Origin of the sequence: Vibrio sp. Of7-15 (assembly GCF_022347565.1) — a bacterium.
Taxonomy (GTDB): Bacteria; Pseudomonadota; Gammaproteobacteria; order Enterobacterales; family Vibrionaceae; genus NORP241.
Genome location: NZ_JAKRGH010000043.1, coordinates 1 through 23863, shown reverse-complemented (window position 1 = coordinate 23863; position 23863 = coordinate 1). Strand labels below are relative to the sequence as shown.

Genomic DNA, 23863 nt, shown 5'->3' with positions numbered 1-23863 from the left:
CTTACGCATAGCTGGTTCCTTTGTGATAAATCCTTCTTGGTCGAAAGATCTGATCGCAGAACCAGCTTTTAGTTCCATTCAGTTTTTATCCCGAGTTCAGGTTAATTACTACTCTCTCGCTAAAATTTTAATGCCATAGACTTTCTTATTACTGTTAAAGACGTATGGATGATACCTATTCTAAATTGCCTTTTCCTTGCTTCTTATGGGAAGGTAGTTGCCCTATCGTCTTAGTAAAGAAGCGTCTGGCAGCGAATTCATCCCGCTTTTCAGTGAGCAGAAAGTTAATGTGTCATTAAATTTATCGACAGCGAGATGGTAATCTTGCGTTTTCATTAGGGATATTCAGCCTGAATATTGACAACTTTTTTCTGCATCAAATCAGCCTAAATCGATTGGCCTTCCACTCTGCCCCATCAATAATGCCTTTCTGATACAATCCCCCCCAGTCGTAGAAAAAAGGAGCAAAGCCGTGCCCTCCGGTAAGGTGATGAAAGCCAATGCTGGCAAACACTACCCCTGCGGCAATGGCGTATTCTATGGGATCTCCGGTTCTAAATCGTCCACCAAACAAATGAAAACGTCGGTCGCTGTAAGGAGAAAAAGGCACGCCGGAGACCGTCATCGCATCCGTTACAATGTGACTGACTCCGCCCCAAGCAAACGCCGATAACATGCCATAAAAGTCCCACACAAAGGTAAAGGCAATGGCCGCGATCAGCCAATGCGTAAAGACGTGCGTGGGACCACGGTGTTTCACGGGCTTTCCCGTGAGTTTGTAAAGGTATTCAAGCCAATCCGGTGCAGTGGCTCCGGCAACACATATCGCCACGTGGGGGGGCGATATGACTGCACACATTGCCCCGGCGATCAGAGTATGGTTGATCCATTTCACGGTAACATCACACTTTTGTTTGGCGTAGCGGGTTCAGGAGAATGCGGCTCGCTTGGCTCCGGTGTCGGTGGCTTTACTGGTAAATGAGCCAACTGTTTCAAATACTGATTGACGTTTTCAGCTTGTACATTGTCACACATGGCCACCAATGCCAGCCTTTGTTCGACCAATGTCGCTTCGTGTTTAAGGATGTCTCGCTGAGCCGTGGCGACTTTCTCTAAGAAGGTGACTTGCTCAGTAATGTTGGCAATGCCTTGTTGTACGCGAGCCTGAGAGCGGGCTTCCATGGCCAAATACAACCCCAACTCACGATAGGCGTGGTTACGGTTCGCCAAAGACTGTGCAAACATGGCTACCGCCTTGGCCGTGGCGGTGCGCCGTTGATATTCCCATTGCCGTTCCCTAGCTTGCTCTGTGGTGGAATAAATGGGCATTTTTCCCACGACACCAACGTAGTGTTCGGTGATTTCCGGCCAGCCACTGGCGTCGTATTGTTCAAAACTGGATTTCATGCCGGCGACCAAATTGATATCCACTTTGAATTTACTCTTTTCTGGGTAGCAATTAGAAATGGCGGCAAACACCGAGTCGGGATCGATCTTTGGGGCCGGCTTTAGTGCCGGCAGTGGTGTATTAAAGTGTGGTGCCTGCCCTTTCAGAGTGGGGAGCTCAAACGGTTTGATCTCTGGCGGTGGTGTGGTGGGGGTATTCCATGGCATAGAGATAGGCCAATCTTCTGCAATGGCTTGGAGTGGGATGAGTCCTACACTCAGTGACAATGTCACCATTTTGGTGTTGTGCTTTAGTTTACTCGGCACGAGTAGATCTCCTTCCTCGCCCTAACATTTGCAAGCCGCCAATTACCGCTCCGGCCTCCCAGGCTCCCGATACGATACACAAGGCCACCAAAAACCAAATCAGGGCTTGTGTGCTGTCGTAGCTGGCGTCGGTTTCTAGTTGCGTTCGTTGTGGGTTCCGTCGCTCTACTATGGGGCGTATCGACGGGGGAAGACGGCCTTCTTCGCTGGTCGCCATGATCCACACCTTACTGGATAACAGGCAGGCTCGTGCAATTTGTGCTTTGCGACCAGTCAGTTTATGGGCATCGTCAATAAACAATAACGCCCCCGTATCGAGCAGGTAATCGGCCATTTGATCGGCTTTTTGCTGTTGGTTAAGCCGCTTCCATTCGCTCTTATGATGGGCTTCATCGCTGCTGAGTTGGTCATTATACCAAGTTACGAGTTGCTCATGTTCAATCCAGCTGGATAGTGGTAAGAGAGCTTCCAACACAATGGGCTGATGGGAGCTCCCCCAAATGGCAGGGGTGTTTTCGCTCAATCGGGTTAGCCAGCGGCTTTTTCCTGAGTCATGTGCACCACAAATAAGTTGGCACTGACGTCGCTTCAACGCCGTCTCTTTTCGTGCCCTTGAAGGGGCAAAGCGGCGTGGTGAGTCGACGATCAACGGCGTGATGTAAGGGTGGCCGCTCTTTCGTGTCCGTTTACTGTCAGTTCGTAATTTTAAAAAACGCATGTCTAATCCTTGTAAGCTGCGTTTAAATTACTGACTTTGCGTTACGGTGTCTGGCGCTCACATTGGGCCTGCGAGTTGAATAAACCTCTGTTGTAATTGAGCAGTCAGGCATTATTGTTACGACGAGATATGTAACGCAAAGCCTATTATTTCAGGGCACTACATATGTCCGAGGCTCCGCTGAGTTGTTTCGGATGCGCCGGAAAAAATTTCCGCAGGTAAGGGGTAAACATTATTATTGATGATCACGATGGCATGAATGTTAAGGTATGTCCGAAATAAACGAACGTTATTTTCAGGCAATAGAAGGTCTTATGACGGGCTGGGTAATGCCATACAAAATCGTTAGCATCAACCCGGATTTACCGTCATGATCATAGGGTGGATTGTTGTTCAGATTGGTTCTTTTATCAGGCGCGTATTTGTCCAGTAGATTAATTGGGGCTGGGCATAACTGGGCGGCTCGCCACACCGGTGCAGGGAAGTACGTCACCACTTCCCATTTCGTGATTGGTTTGCTGGTCTGCCATGATCACAGCAGTCACATCTTGATGTTCAACCCGAACCTTACAACCACGCATTACCTTTTACCTGTTTATCCCTATTTTGCTTGTAAAGAGGCAAAGTAGGGCGTCTCCGTCTCAGACGAGAAATAATCTGTCACTGATCGTTGTTTTCATTGCATCAAACAATGGCCTCCCAATTATTTATTGTCGCTGGCGTAGGGTTACCCGCAACGACCAGGCAGATCAGTTGCCTGTCTCTCTGTTTTTTAGTGCGTGTAAAGTGAGATTACGGTTCAATAAGGCGAGTAAAGTCGACTGCAATAAAGCAGCATAATGAAAGGGTTTAGTACTCCATTATCCTTAATGGTTCTGACATGTTGTTATGTCATTGGCCACAACGTGTCAGAGCATCTCCTTATGCTTATTCCTTCTAAATATCGTTCTCCGGTAATGAATGGTTTTTTACCATATCAACTTGTTATTTAAGTTCTTGATCATAAAGAAACGAATGCGAGGAGAGTCCTTGTTATGGAAAAAGTTAATAGAATGAACTTCTGATTAGGTGGCCTTTCGATCGCAGTGTTACATTTCAATACGTTTTTATTTAACGCACTATAATTTTTAATTTCAAATCAATAAATACAAACACCGCAAACTACATCTGAATGACACTCAATTCATTAATGTCTTACATGCTGTTACACGTCTATTTATTTCTCCTCGCATCTAGTGTTCGTTTGATCATAGATGTCTAACCTTTTGGTTATACTGTCTCGCTTAACACTCCACCTTTCTTGCTGCTAACGGAAAAGCCCGGCTTCATAACATGAAGCCGGGCTTATTATCTGGAGGGATCATGCCGACATACGCTTACTTACGAGTCTCAACCGACGCACAAGACGCTCAACATCAAAAACACGGGATCTTAGAATACGCTAACCAAATGGGCCTAACCGACATCCAGTTTGTAGAAGATACCGTCTCGGGGCGTAAAAAGTGGCAAGAACGCAAATTAGGAAAACTGCTTTCCGATCTGGCTCCTGGCGATAGCTTAATTTTTTCAGAGATCAGCCGCATTGCCCGCTCCACCTTGCAAGTTCTCGATGTCTTAGAGTTCTCCATGCTGCATAAAGTGAACGTTCACATCGCCAAACAGAACATGCGTTTAGATGGCAGTTTGCAGTCCACCATTACCGCTACGGTATTAGGTCTTGCGGCAGAAATTGAGCGAGAATTTATTTCCACTCGAACCCGTGAAGCCTTGGCCGCTAAACGCGCTCAGGGCATCATAGGCGGCCGCCCAAAAGGTCCAGCGGCGACGCATAAATTGGATAAGAAACGTCGACGCATCGAAGAGTACCTTCAAGCCGGTCTCAGTCAACGAGCCATTGCCAAATTAATCGACGAGCCCGCCAGTACGGTGAACGATTATATTCGCCGCAACGCGTTAATAACGAGCTCAAATCATAACGATCACTCAGCAAGATAACCTGGCTGTTTAGTCTCACTTTTCATCGATAGCCCCATTATAAATGACATAATTTAGGTGTTAATCCCACAAAAAATACCTAAATAGTGTTATCATTGTTCAAATTATGTCTATTGATAAGCGTCATGAGCGAGCAAGAATATTTCCCCGTAGTCAGTAATAACCTACCTAAACACATTAAGAAAGGGCACCAACTGGTGTTCAGTCGCCAAGATCTATCAGCCCGAGAAGCAGATATGTTTGCCCTGATGATCGCCCACATGAAAGTAGAAGACTGGCACAACGTCACCCCTCATTATGAGTTCTCATCGCAACAACTCTCAGAATGGTTGCACGTCGAGTCTAAGCACGTCGGCAGTAACTTAAGCCCCGTCGCGAATCGCTTAGCAAGTCGAAAAATAGGGATAAAACTCGAAACAGACAAAGGCGATGTCGAGTTCGACTATCGCCCGCTGTTCAAACACATCGCCTACAAAAATGGTGTGCTACGTATGGTGCCCAACGACATGCTCAAATCTGAATACATTGAGTACAACCAAGGTTTTGCGTTGATCAACACCCGCAATTTCTTCGATGTGAAAAAAGAGTACTCAAAACGCCTCTACGAACTATTAAGTCGCTTCAAAGACAAAGGCTTTGAAATGCACAGCCAAAACATCAACGAATTAAAAGGCGTGTTCGGTTTATTGGATGAGGCAGGAAAATTAAAAAAAGACAAAGGTTCATTTAAAAACAACAGCGTGTTTATGAAGCGTTGCATCCGAGAAAGCATCAAAGAGCTGTCGGAGCACCCTCAGATCAAAAAAGAACTGCTCTTTTTAGAGAGCCCTCAAGGCGATAAAGGCTTCGAGCTTATCAAGAAAGGCCGTTCTATCACCGGTATTAAGTTCCTCTTTCGCTGGATAAAACTGGGGACAGTCGATGAGCTAAACCAACACGATGCAATAAAAACCATTAAAGAGCTGGAGCTTAAACGCTTACAAAATAGCATCCAGCTGTCTGAGCCTGAATTGGAAGCACTGGCTATCTCCTATCGCTATGTGGGCCATGAAGAAAAAGCCATGAAGGTCGAAGAAAGCTTGGCCAAACGTCACCTTCAGCAAAACCATACAGACAACGAACAAGACGAACTCAGCTCCCTCATGGACAAACTCGATTCGCTATCAGAGCTCAGTGACAACCCAGATTACTAGCAAGACACAATTTAGGTGCATTTGAGACATACATAACACTTTTTAGGTGTTTCACTCTTCATAGAAGACACATTTTAGGTGTAGTTAACCGTAACACGACATATTTTAGGTCAAACAAGGAAGATTCCGACCTCCCAGCCTATGGGTAACCTAATTTTTGTCACCTTTAGCCACTGTTCACGGCCTTAACCTAGGCGAACACCTAAAATATGTCATCTATTTACCTAAAATAGGATCATTAACACCTAAAATGTGTCATCTATTACCTAAAATAAGATCATTAACACCTAAAATAAGATCATTAACACCTAAAATGTGTCATTTCAACACCTAAAATAGGATCAATAAAGGCCATTTAACCCTTTAAATTCAGTAACTTAAAATAGCTATAGTTTTTATAGATCTCATAGTTAATATAGTTAACTATAGATTTAATAGATCTTTATAGTTGATGTGGATAACTGGAAAATCAAAGATTTACACAGTTTCCCACAACGACAATCAAGCTTTTTATTTTTAAGAAACAAACAACTACCATGAACAACGGCTTCGTTATAAAGCAACCCATAATGTAATAAGTAAAAGCGCAGTTAGTTACAATATCAATTTGTTACTGGAATGCTCTCAAAAAAATATTGGTTAAAAGTAACCATTGATTTCATAAATTAAAGAGCGGTAGGTGTCCACAAAGGTGTACTTTCAATACACAGCAAAAAAGTCACCAAAATGTGTTCATTAAGTTTGGTTTGCATATTATGTACATGTCCATAATATGAATGGACTCTATATGAACAGTTTTAGGTCTTTTATGCTTATTGGTTATGCACGTGTTAGTTCTAAAGAGCAATCATTAGACACTCAGATCAAACAACTTACGGATTTGGGCTGCGAAAAGATATTCCAAGAGAATGCCAGCGGTAACGATTCAGATCGCATTCAACTTAATGCCATGCTGGAGTTTTCAAGAGAAGGTGACACCATTCATGTCATGAAAGTGGATCGTTTGGCCCGCAATACCATCGATGCTTTACAAATTGCCGATGCATTAGCGCAAAAAGGAGCTGGATTGGTTTTTCACGATTTGGGCAATGTGGACATCAACAGCGACGTGGGCCGGGTCATTTACACCACCATTTCCGCCTTCGCTGAGATGGAAAGAAAACGTATCTTACAGCGCTGTAATGAAGGCAGGGCGCGCGCAAGAGCTGAAGGAAGGCATCTCGGTCGATTTCCTGATAAGACGCTCCATAACCGCATTCAAGAGCTTGCGAAGCAGGGAATGAATAAGCACCGCATCAGTAAAGAGTTAGGGTGCAGTCGAACAACGGTATATAAAGTGTTGAGTTAACAAGTTATTTTCTCTAATTTTACGCAGTGGTGTTTTATATATTGAATAATATTAAAAGGAATGACATTGACTGTTCAAATAAAGGAACTCTTGTGCATTGATGAGTTAACCGTTGCTATTTTAGAAAACCCAACACTGCCAGAGCATAGTGTTGTTGCTCAAGAAAGGCCCAATGATAACACCGTTATTGATTTGTTTTCTGGTACCGCCTGTTGGCGCGGATATCGTGGTACGTGGTCAATTGTTGACGATAAATTGTACCTAAATGAAGTCGAAGGAGGTAAAAAGCTCTTGTCAGATGGTCCCCTGTTTGCCGATTGGTACTCAGGTACATTAACCATAGAGGAGCCAGATAATCGTTTACAGGTTATTGTGCCGGATAACATTAAGTGTCCATATCGAGTCATTCTTGAGGTGAGGGAAGGGAAAGTAGAGAACCGATATCCTGAGACCATTAACTACGAGACGTATACCTCTCCTTCGATGTCTAGTTCTTGGCTTGCCCTCCTTAGCAAGATAAAACGTATTTTTATGTAGAAAACTTAAACGACTTTTTAGAAAAGAAGGCCTTACTCGTCACTTCGGCTGTTCAAGCCACCATCTGCCATTTTCCACGCAACGGCATGTCATGGCCTAAGCGCGTGAAATTCATTCCACAGCCATCACATAAACGTCGAAAATGGCAGAGCGGCTTTCTCTATCCTACGCAGTAAGGCCGCTAAAGGCTTGATTACCAACCCCCATCCCCCAAGCTTGGGGGTATTGCAGCGAATTCAACATAACGGATTTTATACGTATTTGCTACGCGGCTCTTTGCCCGCAAGCGGTCAGCCGCTGGGCAGATACAGGTATAAAATAACATTATATTAAATTGCTGCTCAGCCCAAACAACGGGCTGTAAAGCCGCCAGCAAGCTGTCGAACCTTGTTTATCAGCTCTGCCCAAAAAAGCCTGGGCAAAGCTGGGTGGATCGGCGCAAAAAACACAAACAACGTGTTTATTGCGGTCACGTTCCCTATGCCTAGTTGACGTTTTCTGTTTCGGTAACTTGGGTGTTTTTGGCCGTTCCGGCCAACCCATCAAGTTCGCAAGCTGCTTTATGGGGCCACCACATCCCCCGCCCACCCAATGCTGCGCCCCGTCCTTTGGGAAATGATGCTTTGTATCTTTGGTAAATTTAGTGGTTTAAGTTACTTATTCAGGCGTGAATGTTTGGCGCAGCGGTGGTCGTGTCGTGGTGGTTTGATGTTCAGAAAAATCAATGTTTAGTGGAAGCATATACAGAGCTGGGATAGCTCTGTATTTCTTTATTGTGGTTATATTACATATGCTGTTTAAGCAATTTGGCTACTGACCTAAAAACAGGTACAACGACAGAGTTACCAAATTGTTTATAGGCCGCAGTATCAGCACATACTATTCTAAAGTTTGTATCACTTTCGCTGCGATCAAACTCTGGCTTTTCAAATCCCATTAGCCTCGCACATTCACGTGGGGTTAAGCGTCTTGGTGTTTTATAAAGTGCTTCAAATTCCTTAGCATAACGACCTTCCTTTTCATCGTAGTCTTTTTCGCCTTCTTTAATTGCTAGTTTATAGTCTTTCTCATTGATTTCTGGTTTTCTTAGTTTGAGTTTTTCAGCAAAATCTTTGGCGAAGGCCTCACGTTCAAGGTTTTTTTTGATACCGTGCTCTCGCTTACCCATTAAATATTCTGGCTCTAGTCCATCTTGGTTGATGAGTATCTCTGAGCCATCCTTGTAGTAACGTGCTGACAAAGTTCGAGTTACTACATTTGGATTATTTGGATCGACAAGGCCGAACCCAAACCCGTTTCCTTTGGTTTGATGTTTAAGTGCGTAGTGGTATAAATAATTCCAGAGGTTTGGAGTTAGTGTGTATTTTTTCTTTTCCGCATCACTCAGTGGACATAAAATTTCTGCTAAAGTGTAACGCTTTTCTGGCTTTTCAATATTATGTAGTGATAGCTTTTGTAAGTTAGGCTCTCTTTCTACAAGGTCTTTACGAATACCAACCAAAATAATACGTTCCCGGTGCTGTGGAGTAAAATTGGAACCATCTATCACAGTTGGCTCCGGTTTACGTTTACGTACTTCTTTGATTGCTTCTTCGATATCATCATCAACATTGGAAATATCAGAGACCCAGTATCCAGCGCGGTCTAGCGCCCGTATGATGGTTGCAAATGTATTGCCTTTATCATGGCTTTTAAGGTTTTTAACGTTTTCTAGCACAAAATATTTCGGTTGGCGCGTTATGAGTATTTGCTCAACATCGAAGAAGAGTGTGCCTTGTGTATCGCATTCAAACCCATGCGCTCGCCCTAGTGAGTTCTTTTTTGATACACCGGCTAATGAAAACGGTTGACAAGGAAAACCCGCGAGTAATAAATCATGCTTTGGGATATGCTTTAATATGCTGGCTTGTTTGTCTTCTTCAGATAAGCTTTCATTACTACTTTGGGTAATTTTTGTGATGTCCATGTAAGAGATATTTTTCTCTACATTATCTTCTTCATTATCTAAAAAGTATGGGAGTTCGTGCTCATCAACATAGTGATTAGCTAAGTAAGTGCGCCTAGCTGATGCATCCCACTCACTTGTGAATATACATTTACCACCTACATCTTCAAATCCTTTTCGAAGCCCACCAATCCCGGCAAAAAGGTCAATAAATGTAAACTCTGGATTATCCCAGTGAGTTGGTTTGTTTGGTAATAAATGATCTTTTAGATCTTTTAGTGCTCTTTCATGGAAAATGATGGCCCCAGAGTTAGGATTTGCTTTCCATTTGTTGAGCTTTTCACGTGTTATTTCGCTGTAATTACCGCCAAGCTCTTGAAACTTTATAGCTAAGTTTTTTTGATCATAAATTGTAATTAGCAACTTTAGAAGCTTATTTGTTGCAATTAGATTACGTTCGATACGCTCTTCATCTTCAAGATCGCCTTTAAGTATTTCGTTATAACGCATGATAATTCTTAAACTGGGAAAATTGTGTGTGATTATAACACACAATCCTCCCTTTTATCTTGATATTAAATGAGTGTAAGAGTATTTACATCTACATAAAGGCTCTCTGCGGCTTTATAAATATCATTAATTCGCCATTGGGAGCGGCGTTTATTGTCTTTTGCATTATTTGGGTTGTACTTTGGTGCAGGGTCTAAATAGACAGTACCGTTGTGAATCGCTTGAAACAACTTTTCTACACTGGTTTTATTACACCACAGTACTTTATTGCTGAACTTAATTTTCCATTTGTAACCTTCTTTAAGAGTATCTTCATCTTCATTAGGTATCTTTTCTGCTGGTACATAAACCACCTCGTTATGTTTTGCTCCCCAACAGTTAAGAAGTCGTTCTAATGACCAGCTGGCTGCGATATTACCCACTCTATCTTCAAGGACCACTTTCATATCGGTCATTTGTTTAGTGATTGGAATTTCTGGATTGTAATACCCAGCTTCATATTGAAGGTGTTTCTTACCAGTCTCATCTTTCTTTTTGATGGCATGTTGACAAACAATCTTGAGGGTCAGCTCTGTTCTAGGGTTTTCTTTATATGCTCGGTGGAGTCCTGTAAGCCGATAAACGCCATCTTTTTTATAGCCGTGAGTTGTCATGAATAGATTAAAGTTATCTTTATATAATCCACCATCTGGCTCTGGTGTAAATAGCGTGAGTTTTTTGCGAGTGAAACACTTAAGTTCAATACCAAATATATCACCATTTTTATCTGCGTTTGGTTTGATCCCACAGGCGTGTTCTAGGGTATATCCGTGTACCTGTGTTCCAGTGAATGGGATCGTATTTCCCTCCCTATCGAAACGACAGCCAATAAGTGTTTTCTCCGCTACGTGAGTTCTAAGTATGGCTTCAAGTTTTTTAGTGCCGTTTTCTTGCTCAATAATGAGAGCTTTACATACCGAGGAGCCAAAGTAATTCTCTAGCTCTTTAAATTCTTTAACAAAAGTAGGTCCGGGGGCTACAGCAATCATTGCTATGGCCTCACCAGTTTTAGTTGCTCCAATCAAGAGGTAGCGAGGCAGTAGTTCTTTGCTTTTTGTATAATCAATCGATATGGAGCGCGGTATCTCTCCATCTGTGGTTAAAAAGCCAGATAATCTGGCTTCTGGATACTGAGCGTATACGATGGCTTTACAGGCTCTAGTTTTTGCCAGTTGACCATCGAGTCCTAACCAAGAAAAAGATTCGAAAACGGCTTCAGGGATCTTTTTCCCTGGTTTTGACAATTTTTTAGTTTGGCTTGTACTTGCTTCTCTATCGCTAAACTCAAGTGCAAATATGGAGTTTAATAAGCTCGCATCAGAGTGGATATAAACTTGGTTTTTATCATTAGCATTTTTGGGGAGGGCTTTAATTAAAGCAATATTACAGTTATGTGCCTGTAGTAGTTGTTTTGCTGATTCCAAGTCAGGGAGGTCGAAGTGGTCAAAATGGTTGAATTTATACATTGGCACAATCCTGTCACAAAAATGAGACGAGACATTATGATCTATATTCCAGGATATCAACGACTTATGTCAATGTTTGAAGGTTGGCTCATTAAGTATTTATACAATGTATGGTTCAGCTCATATCCAAAGCACCCTTCGGGCAACCTGCTTTATTTCGCGTACCTTTTCACTCGTTCCTCCCTCAATCGGTGGCTCAACCAAGCCACCTTCAATCACAAACTGCGTTCTTTATGGTGTCTTGGCCCTTCGGGTCACAATCAGGGCTAGCTGAGCTTTCACTTTAGCGACCAAGTGCTGTCTGAGTGTGTGGTATTTCTGTGCACGTTTTTCCTTTGGTCCGGTTTCATTCGCTCCGTTTACGCCACTTCTATCCTTTTCCAGCAGAACTTCACTGTCAAAAGTGAAATGAACGCTGCGCGCTTTTGACACTGAAAACCATGCTGTCAGTCGGGAAGTTAGGCGAAAACGACGATGAAACCTAATAACCCAAGGAGCACACCATGTCACAGTCATGTCCTTTACACACTCACAGCACTAAGGTCGCTAAAGCGAGCAACGTATCCCCGTTGCATCCGTCAGGCTCTACAACAATGAAAGTCGCGCCGCTGTCGGTTTTCGTTAACTGGTCTGAGTCAACACGATTACAGGAAGGAGAAGAGTTAGAGTTTGATGCTTTTGAAGCGATAGCACTTAACGCCGCTTTAGATAACCCACTCGGTGGGTACGATAAAACGGAAGTTACCGTGAAATTTGAAGGTGGCCATGAGCATCGATGCCGTATTGATTTGGGGTGTGGTGGGAATGAGGCCGGTTTTGCTGATCATTGCTTTCGTATTTTGGAATACGCTCAGTCGCTCAAAGCGTCAGAGCCTCATCATTGGTATTTCACTAACCCACAAGGTAAAGAGTTAATTGCGTTGTTAAAAAGTTATCGGCTTAGTCGCCAAAAAGTGGCCAGTATGCGCCAAGTTATTTTTGAAAAAGTGCGACTCGCGAAAGAGCATCAAGACGCTGAGAAACAGGCTAAGCTCGCGCAACAAAAAGCGGCTCATGATTTATGCATCCAGCAGCAAAAAGAGTTTCAGGATTCTCTTTGTGTGCCTGAGTGGGCACAGTCAGTGATAGTGGCCCGTTTTACGGAATACGATGAAGTGCAGAGTGATCCGTATGCTGATTACCATCAATGCAGTACCACACGTACTATCATTTTGGCTTGGTCTAAGCACCAGCGACGATTATTTCCTGAGCTTCGTAAAGCTTGTCTTAATCATGAAGACACGGCCTTTTTGCATGATAAGACACAAAGTGAAGAACACCGTGAAAATTATTCGATGGGTAAAGGCAGCTACCTCACCAATAAAGGCTATTGCCGTTGTGGTTGGGAAGTACAAAAAGTGTTTTTTTGGGGAAACACAAATAAAGCGGCGTTGGTGCCAATGGGTGAGCTGACTCATTCAACGTGTTCATGAGCGTGGGCTTTCGCCCCCCTCTTACTAGGAATTAATCGATGAAGAATTACACTGTTGATGCTCGCTTAATTGGTCTGTTTGAAAAGCTGGCTGCCTTGAATCCACCGATAGGTGAAATGATTGCCGCGTTGAATATCGTTCTTAAGGAAAGTGGAGAAAAAATTGAGAATGAAGAGGACTTTTTGAGGTTTCTGGAGCAAGTCGAAGGGGAATAAAAACGTTCACGTTGTGGGTGTTCCCCACAACGTGAACACTCGTTATTCATTTTAAGCACTTAAGGGGCAGGTTAATTTTTAAGTGTTCTGCTTTATAGGCTGTTTGTTGCTTATCTTGCTGTTTGTTATAATTTCGCCTTGATTTTGCTGGGTGGAGTATGAATGGCGAAGTTTGAGAATAAGCGGCAAAAGCGCGCGCCTTATGCCGGTTTTGTTCCTATGTCGTTACGACCAACATGCATCGATGATGTTAAACCTTCTCTGAAAACCGTGTCTGAAACGATAGATCCGGGCTCACCTCCTGAGTTTGAATATGTGATTGAGATTGCTTGTTCGGAAACAACTTGGAAACGCCGTGTTGGGGGCACGTTTTGGCTAGGGAAAACCGATCAAGAAGGGGGTTTGTCTGGTTGGTCTACTGAGCTTAGGGAAGAAGGCCGAACTCGGTTGACCTTGTTGGCACACTATAATGAGCCTAAAACTCTTTATCATGGGTTGGTGCGTGACAGTTCGTCACCATTGTCTATTTCTGATGTGTCGCTTCAGCCCAAAGGGACGGGAGTCGTGCAAGAGTCCTATTTTCCTTTGATCCCTGCTGTTCAAGTTGGGCCTCGATTGGGGCTACCCACACAAGGCTATTTTTATCTCTTTAAAGGGGGGAGGTTACTTCAAGAGTACCGCTTATTGGGCGAGAATAAATGGGCTTTCAGGGCGACTTATTCTACTCATGAATCATTAACGGACGATGAGGCTCCTGGCCGGGATTTATCAGCTTTATTAGTGCAATGGAAAGTGTCTGGTGAGGTTATTTCCGATCAGCATATTCTTTATTTACCTGAAAAAATCACAGTCAATCAGTTGGCTTCTGTCGATCAAAATTGGCTCGATGAACACGGCTATCGTGTGAATATCCCAGAGTTGATAGAGAGCATGAAGCAGTCGGTTGTTACCCGAGAAGTTTTACCTTGTGATGCTAGTGTTATCGATGCCCCTGAAATGACCACTCATGTTGTCCAAAAAGATCTTAAAACGGGAAGTAGAGAAAGTTGGAACGACATTGCAGCGCAATATCAATTGAGTGCTAAGAGGTTGTTAGAGCTTAACCCACGTTATGAGTCCGATCCATTATCGCTATCAGTGGGTGATGTGCTCACTGTGTCTTCTCATGATACCCAAATCGAAGCTCGCCCTATTTACTCGCTTCCTCCGGTACAGCCTCAATCATGCAACCATCCTGAAAATGTTCATTACGATTATACACCGTCATTTTTGCGGGGTAGTGCGGCAGTGGCTCCTATTTCTTCAATGACGCTGATTGAGCCGGATTTACCTGTGGTGTCGGTCTATCAGCAGAAAGAAAATAGGATCCCTTTGTACGCGATTGGCAATCAAAAGCCTGTCTCGATGAGTCTCGATACCCCCGTTAAAACTTCGTTAACCGCAGCGCCAGATACTGCGTCGGTAGGGGCTCTGCCTGCTATTTATGAAGGTTTGGTGTGGGTAGGCTCTTTTTTTATTGCGGCTTCTTTTCGGCCCGATGTGCCATGGAGTAATGAGCCTCGTGATGAAGAAGATGAAATGTCACAACTGTGGCACGATCAGCTGTTATTTATGGGGGAGCTTCACCCCAGTGCTGAGCAGGCTATTTATGAAGCGGAAGGGGTACGGCCCGACTACACGTACAACCTGAATACTCATTATGATCGTCATATCAAGTTGGATTATGCTCATGGTGGGTTAAAGGCAGTAGAAGCAACAGCATCCGGCGGTGTATTGTCCGATCGCCCAGTTTCTGTGACGGTATTAGAAGAAAGCCATTCGGATTATCATACTTACCTTGATGATTTGACTTTGATATGGAAAAAGCAGGCTCTGGCTCAGGAAGAAGCCGTGCTTCAGTTGATCCCTGATGAAATGATCAGAGATGGCAGTCGACAAGCGGTTGAAACAGGCACTTCTCAACGGATTCAGTTTGGCGCAGGCCAAGAGCAAATGGAAATGGTGTTAGTGCCGCTGTTACGGCGCAATGGCACGGTTTCTTTTAATTTTCCGCCGGGTTGGCAAACCAGTCAGGCCCATGAACATGATCCTGAATTGGGGCGTATGGAAAACCCCATTCGGCCGATTGATGTGGGGGATAAGTTTACCAGCCCTATTGTTGATCCCATAGACGACGGGGTGAGAGCCACACCAGAAGCGGATGAAAGTGCGTTCTCTCGTCCATATGTGACACCAATGGATGAGCCTGATATTTTTATTGTCTGGACTCCGGCGGAATCAGGTATTCCACCAATATTGGTGATGCTGAAGCGGATCAGTAAATACCATAATTATCAGAATGGCCAGAGCTTAGAAGATCTGAATGAGGAGCAACGTAAAAAGGTCGAAGCCTTTGTGGCGGCAGTTAAGTCTAATGATCCTCAAGAATATATTTGGTCGGGGATCCAAGAGAAGGCAAATGTTGGAAAAATTAATAAATCAGAAAGGAATCATATTCGACTATTTTCCATTCGCATAGGTCTTCTGCCTCAACTTGAAGTGAATAAAGCCAAGCGCGAAGTTAACTTTGATGAATACTCAGCGATAGATATTCCCTTACCTGAAGAGTATTGGGCACATAAAATGAATGAGCAAGAAAAGTATTTAGATAAAGAAACTCTCAAGATGTTTGAGAGCCAGGAAAAGAATGTTGAGCAGTATTTTAAGCCTAATGGGAGGCTGAATAAATTTTGGACTTGGCACCATCACCAAGATCCAGGGAGAATGCAATTGCTCCCTTATGGTATACATAAATTGTATAATCATGTGGGCGGTTTCGTGAAATGGTGCAAAGGGGTTAGATAATATATGGTAAGCATTAATTTTGAATCAGGTACATCATTTGAGCAAGTCACAGATGAACATTTAGAAGATGTTCAAGACTTTCTAGATGAATTTATGAACGGAAAAATTCTGCCACGAGCACTTATTAATTTATTAAAGAAAAATAATGGTGGAGAGCCTATACAGCGTAACTTTGAAACGTTGAATAACAAGTATCCTATTAAAGTTTTCTATAACATCAGTGAAGATAGTCCTGCCGTTTTACATGAGTCTACAGAGTTGTGTGATATGTGTTCTTTTTTCTCTGAAAGGTTCAATAACGCTAATTTATTGCCGATAGCTGAAACTAGCTTTGGTGATGTCATCGTTTTAAATTATGAAAATGCCCCCAAAGATAATCCTCGTGTAGCGTTATGGTTCCATGAGTGTGATGATAATGGCGTTAACAGCCATCCTTTAGAGCCTGTTTCTGAGGATATGGAGTCATTTTTAGCTATGTTGACTAAAGATTGAACGTGTGAATAAAAGCAATAGTCATGACAGAAATAAGTTTTAAAAAAGGTACATCTTGTGAGCCAGTTACGGATGAGCATCTAGAAGAAGCGGAAGAGTTCTTTGATGAGTTTATTGGCGGTAAACGCTTTCCTAACGCATTAATTGAGCTATTAAAGAAAAATAATGGTGGCACTCCGGTACAAAAATTTTTTAAAACACCAACCAATGAGCACCCTATTAGAGAGTTCTTAAATTTAAGTTTCGATGACACCATTATTCTTCATGAATCGAATAATATTTTTAGTTCGTGGGAGTTTTACCAAGATAGGTTTAATAATCCAAATTTGGTTCCTATTGCCGATACAAGATTTGGTGATGTCATTGTGTTGGATTATGAAGGCACCCCAAAGAATGATCCTCGGGTGGCATTGTGGTTTCATGAGTGTGATGAAAATGGTGTAAACAGTCATCCTTTAGAGCCCATTGCAGAAAATATGGAGTCCTTTCTATCGATGTTGACTGCTGATTTTGAGGAATAAACTAACTGAATTTCGAGTCTATTAAGGCTGCCCTGTGGGTAGCCTTATTGTTAATTAATCGAGTCAGTTAGGCTTACTGTTTTATAAAGCTATAAGCTTAATTCTTTTTATAATAAATAACGGCTTTGTTTAAATGGGCGCTTCGGAAAATATTAAGCGTTTTTGCAAAATAGATAGAGCCTAAAACGTCACATTTCCATCATTTTTCACTACCACCCTTCAAAATCAAGGTATATACTGTTTTGCATTCCTATAGGGGGGCAGAAATGGACACCACACACACAACTCAGGATTTTCAGAACCTTAAAAAAGGGGCTGATGACTACATTAAGCGCCGCAATCTGCGGTTATTGGCCAATCATCGAAAAGAGCTACGTAACTTTACCCGAGCAGAAGCATCGGCTTATCTTGGTATTGATGCAAAAACCTTGGATAAATACGTCGCCTCAGCAGACATTGATCCTCGTCGTCATGAAGATTCTCAGTGGTCAATTGATATCTCTGAAATGTATCGTGTTCGTGACTTACTGCCTGAAACCCTGCGTAAGGAGCCAAAATTTACACGTAGTGAGAAGCAACATACCCAAGTCATTGTGATCCAAAATCAAAAAGGCGGAGTCGGTAAAACCGTTTCTGCCGCGACGATTGCATCGGGGCTCGCGACGGAGTTTCATCAAGAGTACCGTGTGGGATTAATAGATATGGACGGCCAAGCCACGTTATCCATGTATTATGCCCCTGAAGCGGAACAAGAAGGTGAACTGTCCGTGGGCGATCTGATGATGAAACAATTTGATCTCGATGAAGGCGAAACCCTAGCGCAAGTGTATTCTGACGCTTTTTTGCCAACCACCATTCCTAACCTTCGAATTTTGCCAGCAGCACAAAGCGATCGAGCGATGGAAGGCTGGTTTCACGAACAAGTGTTCAGCCATAAACTGGCCTCCCCGTATTCTTTGCTTAGTGACATCATTGAAAGTGTCAAAGAAGAGTTTGATATCATCATCATCGATACGCCTCCTTCTCTTGGCTACGCTACGTTTAATGCGTATTACTCGGCAACCAGTGTGGTGTTTCCGCTGTCGATCACAGAAAACGACATTGACGCAACGTGCTCGTATTTCAGCTATATCCCTCAAGTGTGGGCCTTACTGGAAAACGCACAGCATGAAGGTTATGACTTCATGAAAATTTTGCTGACGAACCACCGTGATAGCTCAACCACCACCGAGCTGATGAATAGCCTTTATGATTATTTTTCACCTTATTTGTACTCCAAAGAGTTCAAACACAGTGAGGCCATTCGCCAAGCTTCTTCGCTGCTTTCTACGGTGTTTGACATGTCAAAGAGTGAGTACCCAAAGAGCAAGGCCACGTTCCAAACCGCTCAGCAAAATAGTTATGAAGTCACCAGTCAGATCCTGCGGGATATTGTTAATGTATGGCGTGAGCAGGAGAATCAATAATGGCGAAAAAACGTGGGGGTAGCCCACTCGGTAATGCACCTGGCTCGCAACAAGCACAACAGTCAGCTGCGAAAGCGAACCTTGAATCGTTAACTAAGCAGTTAAGCAGAGAGTTGGAACAATCGGGCCAAGATACGGCGGCCTATCTGCAAAAACAATTTGGTATTGAGTCCGTTGGTCAAACAATGGTTTGGCAACTAGCGTCTGGTGAAACCGCAGTATTTAACGAGGTTACCCTGTCATATCGTCAAGTAAAAGATGAGACCTATGTGACTTTTGATGTGAATGGGCGTGATCAGTCTTTATTAACCAAAGAGTCGCTCGACGATCTCAATTCCTTGGCATTTCAGCAGTTCTACCCTGCGGTTGGTCGAGAAGTGGATGGCAAAGTTGATATCTTAGATGGCTCTCGTCGCCGCGCTTGGTTCTTACTGCAAGAAGGCCGAGTAGAAACATTCCGTATTTTGGTAACGCAAAATGAACTTTCGACAGCGGATGCCAAAGCATTAGCGAAACAGCTACAAACGGCCAAAGAGCATAATTTGCGTGAAGTAGGTTTGCAGTGCTTGGCGATTCAAAAAGCCTCCGAGGGGGTAACTCAAGCTGAGATCGCAGAGCGGCTGGGTTTAAGCCAAGCTGGGGTGAGTAAAGCCATGAAGGCAGCCAGTGTTGAAGAAAGGTTGGTTAAGATTTTTCCTGATCCAAATGCCCTTTCTCATCCAGACTATACCTTGCTAGCTAAGGTGACGAAGGTGCATGAAGACAGCAAATCACTGACTGCGTTTATCAAACAAGTGGGTGAAAATGTTGTCAATATTCAGGCTGAATATGCCATTAAAGAGCAGAAAGAAGCGATCATTGCTTTCATCAAATCTGAGCTCAAAGTGGCAGAAGCAAAAAAGAACACAGACAAAGCACAAGTCACCCCACTTGCTGAATTCGACAGTAAAGGTGTGTTTGCTCGCAAACGAGTAAAAGGCCGTAATTTCTCGTATGAGTTTGGACGTTTACCAAAAGACATCCAGGCCGAGCTGGATGAGGCCATTGATAAAGTGATGAGTGCGTATAAACAAAGCAGTCACCAAGAGTAACTCATCAAAGCCGTAGAAGTATCTTTCTTAAATATGGCATGGAAAAGTCTATGCCACCTTTCTTAAAAATGACTAACTCGTACATGATCTGATAATGTTGATGATGTAGCGTGATCCAATCGTCAATCTGTACGTTACATGACTCACTTTGGGACAGATATCGCTTAGAGCTGGCACTCTAAGTTATGTAGTTCGGAGAAGTTATATTTAGTCAAATAGAAAAATGAGTTGATATCTTTAATCAACTCACTGAATTAATTGCCTATAGCCAGATTACGGCTTGTTTTATTGCTGTTCTATGTGAGGTGAACTTGGCTTCTTGTTCTATTTTTCTGTATTCAATCATGGCTAAAGCTATAGTTTCTTCATCTCCAGTGTCGATGAAGCTTAGAGCTGTGGTTACTTTTGATTGAAATCGAGTTATTTGTTGCTCTCGTGTGCGTTCCAATGATGGGTCATCAAGTTTTAAAGCCTTAATTGTTTCGATCGCTTTTTGTTCAGAGATAGTATTTAAGCCACTTTTGCTCTCAATTTTACCACTAGGTAAGAACTGTAAGTAATCTTCTGGATCTTCAGTGTCAGGTTTAATTAATAAGCTTGTGTTATAGGTTCGCCTAACTCCTCCAGGGAGCTTTTGATCTTTGTAATGGCCACAATGAAGTCTTGAAGCGCAACATCCAAATAAGTTGTTCCAATCAAAGGTTAAATGAACATGAGTGCTTTTGTCGAAAAAATGCTCGATATGGCCTGTGTTAGTTCCTTTTTCTGCTTTGGATTCACAATAAACACAGAGCTTATCTTGGAATTTCCCTAGCTCTTTCCACACACTTTGCTTTCTAGATTTGGTCATATCCTTCCAAGTGTGTGTTGTGTGAGATATATTATTGAGAAATATGGGCTTTTCCGCCAAGTTGCGATCTAACTTCTTCACTTATTAACCCTCTTTTCTCTTGAGGTTAATCCTTTCCTTCATTTCGAATACGTTTAATTTGTTCTGGCAATCTAGAATGACAGGGTGGTCGGAACCAAAATGTTTTTCAAGCTCTTTAAGTAGCTTCGTTGCTTTACCTTTCTGATTATCTAATAAAAACCCTGAAAACTTATCGACTTTACGAGCTTCCTCTACATCTGGAATTGAATTTGTCCCCATTATTTCAGCAAGGATATCAGCACTTCTAACCCCTTTCGTTTGAAACCTAGGTGGTGGGCAATGGGCATTACCATTCTCATCTGTAATAAAGTGCCTAATTGAAGATTTATCAACAGTCGATAGGACTTGTGGGCTATGCGTTGTAACTATAAATTGAATGTTTGGGAATGTGGTTACTAATACATTGACTATATTTTGTTGCCACTTAGGGTGTAAGTGAAGTTCAATCTCATCAATTAGTACTATTCCTTGGCCATGTAAAGGGTTCTCCATATGAGGATTTAACGCAACTAATTTCCTTGCGATATCTGCAATCATTGATATAAAGACATGCTGCCCTTGTGACGTTTGAAATATATTAATATTCCTCCCGTCCACAGTTACTTTTAGCTCTACCCTCCCTGAGTCAGGGTTTTTTTCAATAAAAATATCTGTAAAGCCAGGTACTGTTGAAAGTATTGCGCTTTTTACAAAGTGAAGGTTCTTTATGTGAGATTTACGACTGTCATAATCGTTTTGGAGATCTTCATACTCTTCTTTAGCGGTAATGTATAATTCAAAAATTTCACTAGTGTCTTGATCTGCTCCTGCAGCTTTCAGTGCATCAAGTCGTTTTTTTGCACTGCCTAAGCGAACGCTTAAATCTTCGCCAGAGAGATTGTGTAGAGCTAAAAACCATTCAGAAAACTCATCAAAGTTACCAGTGCCATCAATTGATTTATTCTCATAAGCATCATACTTAGATCCTATTTTAACTGAGGTGATTTTTTCTAAGTCAAAGGTTTTATTAGACTTAATATTGGTTCTGTTCACTGAATAGCTAACAATAAGTGGTAAGTTAATCTCACTTTCATTATTTGTGCGATTGTAATTATCTATTATTCTATATAATCCACCTAACTCTTCGAACGCCTCTAGTTCACTTCTTTTAGCTTCTTTAGCGCCTTTGGCTGTTTTGTATAAAGATATTGAATACTGACTGTTTTTATTTAGGCTTGTCTGTAAGGTGACTTCAGCAAAGCTCATTGAATCAATATTTACATCATAATCTGTAACACGAAGGCCAACGCCCCCTTTCTTGAGAATGTTTGCACTAAGCCAACTTAAAGATTTTGTTATGCCGTCAATAATGGTTGTTTTACCTGCACCATTATCACCAATAATAACAGTTAAGTTTTTATCCAGCTTTACTTTGAGTGTTTTGAACTTTCTAAAGTCTGATACAGTTAAGCGAGATACATGAAGTCTGTTATTTTTTTCATTCTCATTAAGTGATTGTCTGCAATCTAGTAAATATGTATGAGCTAATTTGGGGTTCTTATCTAGGATGCAAACTATATCGCCATCAGAATTTTTTTCGAAGACACCATTGTCATACATCTCATAAAGCTTAAATCCAGATGAAATAGATCCCGCCTTAAAGCTTCTTTCAAGTAATGCTATTTCATTGTTTATCTTAGCTTCTCTACTCATTTGGGACCTCAAAAATACGTTCTATTAGTTCTTTTGAGTACTTTCTTATAAGAGACTCATAAAAACTTGGTTCAATATGACGTGCATATGCCATCAACCCTTTTAAGTGCATTACTTCGTGGTTATTTAGCAACTCAAGAGAGAATTGATGAATTTTATGTTTTATATATCGTTTCTTACTACGACCTAAAGATATTTTCCCACTATTAGTAATAGTAATTCCAGTTACGTGACGATTATGTGCCTTGGACGAAAAAATAGTTTTACCTTTATTTAATCTTAAGTTTCCGTTAAAGCATTTTGACAAAATATTTTCTACACTTTCTGGGATTTGGAAAAGTATATCTTTCTCATTGGTAGAGAAGGTTAAATCATCGGCATAGCGAGTGTACTTTATTCCCAAATTTTGACACTGCTCTTGTAATATTTGATCGAATATAAGCATACAAAAATTGGATACTGAAGGTGAACTAGGGGCTCCCACACTTAAAACGAGCTTATCTTCTAGATTCCAAAAAAGCAGCTTTTCAATCCATTGTTGATTATCTTTAGTTGGCAGTTCTGCACCTGTTAATTCCCATGTATGCCAAAAGATATTAGGAGTAATGCTGTTGAAGAAGTTTTCGAGATCTAGCTTGAGCAAGTATGCTTGGTTTTTATGTGCAATGGCATTGTTTTTGATACTTAAGCCTTCTCTATAGGCCATAGCACAGTTGTGAGTGGGGAGGTTACAAAACCTAAGAAATGCTCTCTGGCATTCTTTTAATTCTTTTGATGGTTGGGCTATTTTTCTAAAACCGTGAGTTCGTTTAGGGATATAGTAAATTTTATATTTCATTGGAGCTATGAAGAGAATATCTTCTATTACGTACTCAGGTTTCTTTAAGGTTTGTGCTAATTGGCTAATGATACTCATAGTTTTCCGTTAAAAAGCTCAAGGTGTGGTAAAGCACCTTGAGCTTAACTCTTTACTAAAGAGTGCGAGGTGTACGCATCCTAAAGGAGGAACGAGTTTAGGATGCGTACACCTCGCATTTAAACCCGTTCAATAAATTTGAGTCTGGCTAACCACCCGACTAGACGAATTACGTCTTACACTAAAGAGTCTTTCAATGTTACTCCACTAACTGGCAAACCTCAATATTCCCTAAGTATTTGAGTCGGTTTTTTGTGGACTAGTAAATTTGGTCACTTAGTTAGATTAGAAAAAGTAAGTCAGATGAAGCTTTGGTGAAGTATGTGTTGAGTCAGTCGAAACAAGGAAAGGGGCAGAAGTGAGCTAGAAAAGATAAATCAAGTGTAAGACCTAGTCGAACTGTACCTGCCAAAGAGCCTGATCGCGTATGAGCTACTACAAGTTAGTGCACTGAAAATAAGTCTTATAACCTGTTTAGACTATCCCCGCCAGCCGACGGTTTTTATATTCATTGCTGCATTAATATTAATTAACCTGAGATCGGTTTAAGCCATTGTCATTAGGCCTGCTTTTTCAACAGGCGTAATATTCAACGATGGCTTTTCTGGCTTTAAACAGTAAGCGATCAAGCCGCCAAGTAGATTTAGCATGAACCCATGCAGACTTCGATGGCGCGAGTGCTCTATCTGAGAGATATTCTTTAACTGATCGTTAATTGTCTCAATGATAAAGCGCTTCGAGAGCATGGCTCTATCCCAT

At 42.0% G+C, this 23863-nt stretch carries 22 protein-coding genes; 11 read left to right on the top strand and 11 right to left on the bottom strand.

Features of this window, described 5'->3' with window-relative positions:
* Window positions 1–376 precede the first annotated feature (376 nt).
* From MHO82_RS24510 to MHO82_RS24495, 4 genes are all read right to left on the bottom strand, one after another.
* Window positions 377–895, bottom strand: a complete 519-nt coding sequence (locus tag MHO82_RS24510; protein ID WP_343299990.1) for a metal-dependent hydrolase — start codon at window positions 893–895, stop codon at window positions 377–379.
* Window positions 892–1683, bottom strand: a complete 792-nt coding sequence (locus MHO82_RS24505) for a hypothetical protein (protein WP_239189003.1) — start codon at window positions 1681–1683, stop codon at window positions 892–894. Before MHO82_RS24505 ends, MHO82_RS24510 begins: the two co-directional genes overlap by 4 nt.
* Before the next feature lie 19 nt (window positions 1684–1702).
* On the bottom strand, window positions 1703–2431 hold the full coding sequence (locus MHO82_RS24500; RefSeq protein ID WP_239188995.1) for an AAA family ATPase: 729 nt from the start codon (window positions 2429–2431) through the stop codon (window positions 1703–1705).
* 434 nt (window positions 2432–2865) lie between these two features.
* Window positions 2866–3012 carry a hypothetical protein gene (locus tag MHO82_RS24495; protein ID WP_239188993.1) on the bottom strand — a complete coding sequence of 49 codons (147 nt, stop codon included), beginning with the start codon at window positions 3010–3012 and terminating at the stop codon, window positions 2866–2868.
* Between the two features lie 781 nt (window positions 3013–3793).
* Here MHO82_RS24495 and MHO82_RS24490 point away from each other — a divergent pair.
* From MHO82_RS24490 to MHO82_RS24475, 4 genes are all read left to right on the top strand, one after another.
* Window positions 3794–4426 carry a recombinase family protein gene (locus tag MHO82_RS24490; protein WP_239188991.1) on the top strand — a complete coding sequence of 211 codons (633 nt, stop codon included), beginning with the start codon at window positions 3794–3796 and terminating at the stop codon, window positions 4424–4426.
* 125 nt (window positions 4427–4551) lie between these two features.
* Window positions 4552–5619 carry a replication initiation protein gene (locus tag MHO82_RS24485; RefSeq protein WP_239188989.1) on the top strand — a complete coding sequence of 356 codons (1068 nt, stop codon included), beginning with the start codon at window positions 4552–4554 and terminating at the stop codon, window positions 5617–5619.
* Between the two features lie 808 nt (window positions 5620–6427).
* On the top strand, window positions 6428–6967 hold the full coding sequence (locus MHO82_RS24480; protein WP_239189000.1) for a recombinase family protein: 540 nt from the start codon (window positions 6428–6430) through the stop codon (window positions 6965–6967).
* 66 nt (window positions 6968–7033) lie between these two features.
* Complete coding sequence (locus MHO82_RS24475) at window positions 7034–7504, top strand: hypothetical protein (RefSeq protein ID WP_239188987.1); 471 nt, start codon at window positions 7034–7036, stop codon at window positions 7502–7504.
* A gap of 784 nt (window positions 7505–8288) precedes the next feature.
* Here the strand turns inward: MHO82_RS24475 and dcm are convergent.
* From dcm to MHO82_RS24460, 3 genes are all read right to left on the bottom strand, one after another.
* The gene (gene dcm, locus MHO82_RS24470) at window positions 8289–9959 is read right to left on the bottom strand and encodes a DNA (cytosine-5-)-methyltransferase (RefSeq protein WP_239188985.1); all 1671 of its coding nucleotides are present in this window, start codon (window positions 9957–9959) and stop codon (window positions 8289–8291) included.
* 65 nt (window positions 9960–10024) lie between these two features.
* Window positions 10025–11464, bottom strand: coding sequence for an MvaI/BcnI family restriction endonuclease (locus tag MHO82_RS24465; protein WP_239188983.1), 1440 nt, complete (start codon window positions 11462–11464; stop codon window positions 10025–10027).
* A 231-nt stretch (window positions 11465–11695) separates the two neighbouring features.
* Entirely contained in the window at window positions 11696–11974 is a 279-nt protein-coding gene (locus tag MHO82_RS24460) for a hypothetical protein (RefSeq protein WP_239188981.1), read from the bottom strand.
* Between MHO82_RS24460 and MHO82_RS24455 the strand changes: the two genes are divergently transcribed.
* The 7 genes from MHO82_RS24455 to MHO82_RS24425 all read left to right on the top strand — a co-directional run bounded on the left by MHO82_RS24455 (window position 11968) and on the right by MHO82_RS24425 (window position 19565).
* Entirely contained in the window at window positions 11968–12936 is a 969-nt protein-coding gene (locus MHO82_RS24455) for an LPD25 domain-containing protein (protein ID WP_239188979.1), read from the top strand. The two genes, MHO82_RS24460 and MHO82_RS24455, sit on opposite strands and share 7 nt — an antisense overlap.
* Before the next feature lie 38 nt (window positions 12937–12974).
* Window positions 12975–13151, top strand: a complete 177-nt coding sequence (locus MHO82_RS24450) for a hypothetical protein (protein ID WP_239188977.1) — start codon at window positions 12975–12977, stop codon at window positions 13149–13151.
* Window positions 13152–13313: 162 nt separating this feature from the next.
* Entirely contained in the window at window positions 13314–15995 is a 2682-nt protein-coding gene (locus MHO82_RS24445) for an HNH endonuclease (RefSeq protein WP_239188976.1), read from the top strand.
* A 3-nt stretch (window positions 15996–15998) separates the two neighbouring features.
* Window positions 15999–16487 carry an SMI1/KNR4 family protein gene (locus tag MHO82_RS24440; RefSeq protein WP_239188975.1) on the top strand — a complete coding sequence of 163 codons (489 nt, stop codon included), beginning with the start codon at window positions 15999–16001 and terminating at the stop codon, window positions 16485–16487.
* 23 nt (window positions 16488–16510) lie between these two features.
* Entirely contained in the window at window positions 16511–17008 is a 498-nt protein-coding gene (locus MHO82_RS24435) for an SMI1/KNR4 family protein (protein WP_239188974.1), read from the top strand.
* A gap of 266 nt (window positions 17009–17274) precedes the next feature.
* Window positions 17275–18474 carry an AAA family ATPase gene (locus MHO82_RS24430; protein WP_239188973.1) on the top strand — a complete coding sequence of 400 codons (1200 nt, stop codon included), beginning with the start codon at window positions 17275–17277 and terminating at the stop codon, window positions 18472–18474.
* Window positions 18474–19565 (top strand): ParB family protein, encoded by a 1092-nt coding sequence (locus MHO82_RS24425; RefSeq protein ID WP_239188972.1) that lies wholly within the window; start codon window positions 18474–18476, stop codon window positions 19563–19565. The genes MHO82_RS24430 and MHO82_RS24425 overlap by 1 nt, the downstream gene beginning before the upstream one ends.
* A 262-nt stretch (window positions 19566–19827) precedes the next feature.
* Here MHO82_RS24425 and ptuB read toward each other — a convergent pair whose 3' ends face one another.
* From ptuB to MHO82_RS24405, 4 genes are all read right to left on the bottom strand, one after another.
* Window positions 19828–20496: a retron Ec78 anti-phage system effector HNH endonuclease PtuB gene (gene ptuB / locus MHO82_RS24420; protein WP_239188971.1), complete on the bottom strand. Its 669-nt coding sequence runs from the start codon at window positions 20494–20496 to the stop codon at window positions 19828–19830.
* Between the two features lie 3 nt (window positions 20497–20499).
* A complete protein-coding gene (gene ptuA, locus MHO82_RS24415) occupies window positions 20500–22188 on the bottom strand; it encodes a retron Ec78 anti-phage system effector ATPase PtuA (RefSeq protein WP_239188970.1) in 1689 nt (562 codons plus the stop codon).
* Window positions 22181–23104, bottom strand: coding sequence for a retron St85 family RNA-directed DNA polymerase (locus tag MHO82_RS24410; RefSeq protein WP_239188968.1), 924 nt, complete (start codon window positions 23102–23104; stop codon window positions 22181–22183). The genes ptuA and MHO82_RS24410 overlap by 8 nt, the downstream gene beginning before the upstream one ends.
* Window positions 23105–23649: 545 nt before the next feature.
* On the bottom strand, window positions 23650–23863 hold a 214-nt coding region (locus MHO82_RS24405; RefSeq protein WP_275440789.1), incomplete at its 5' end, for a transposase.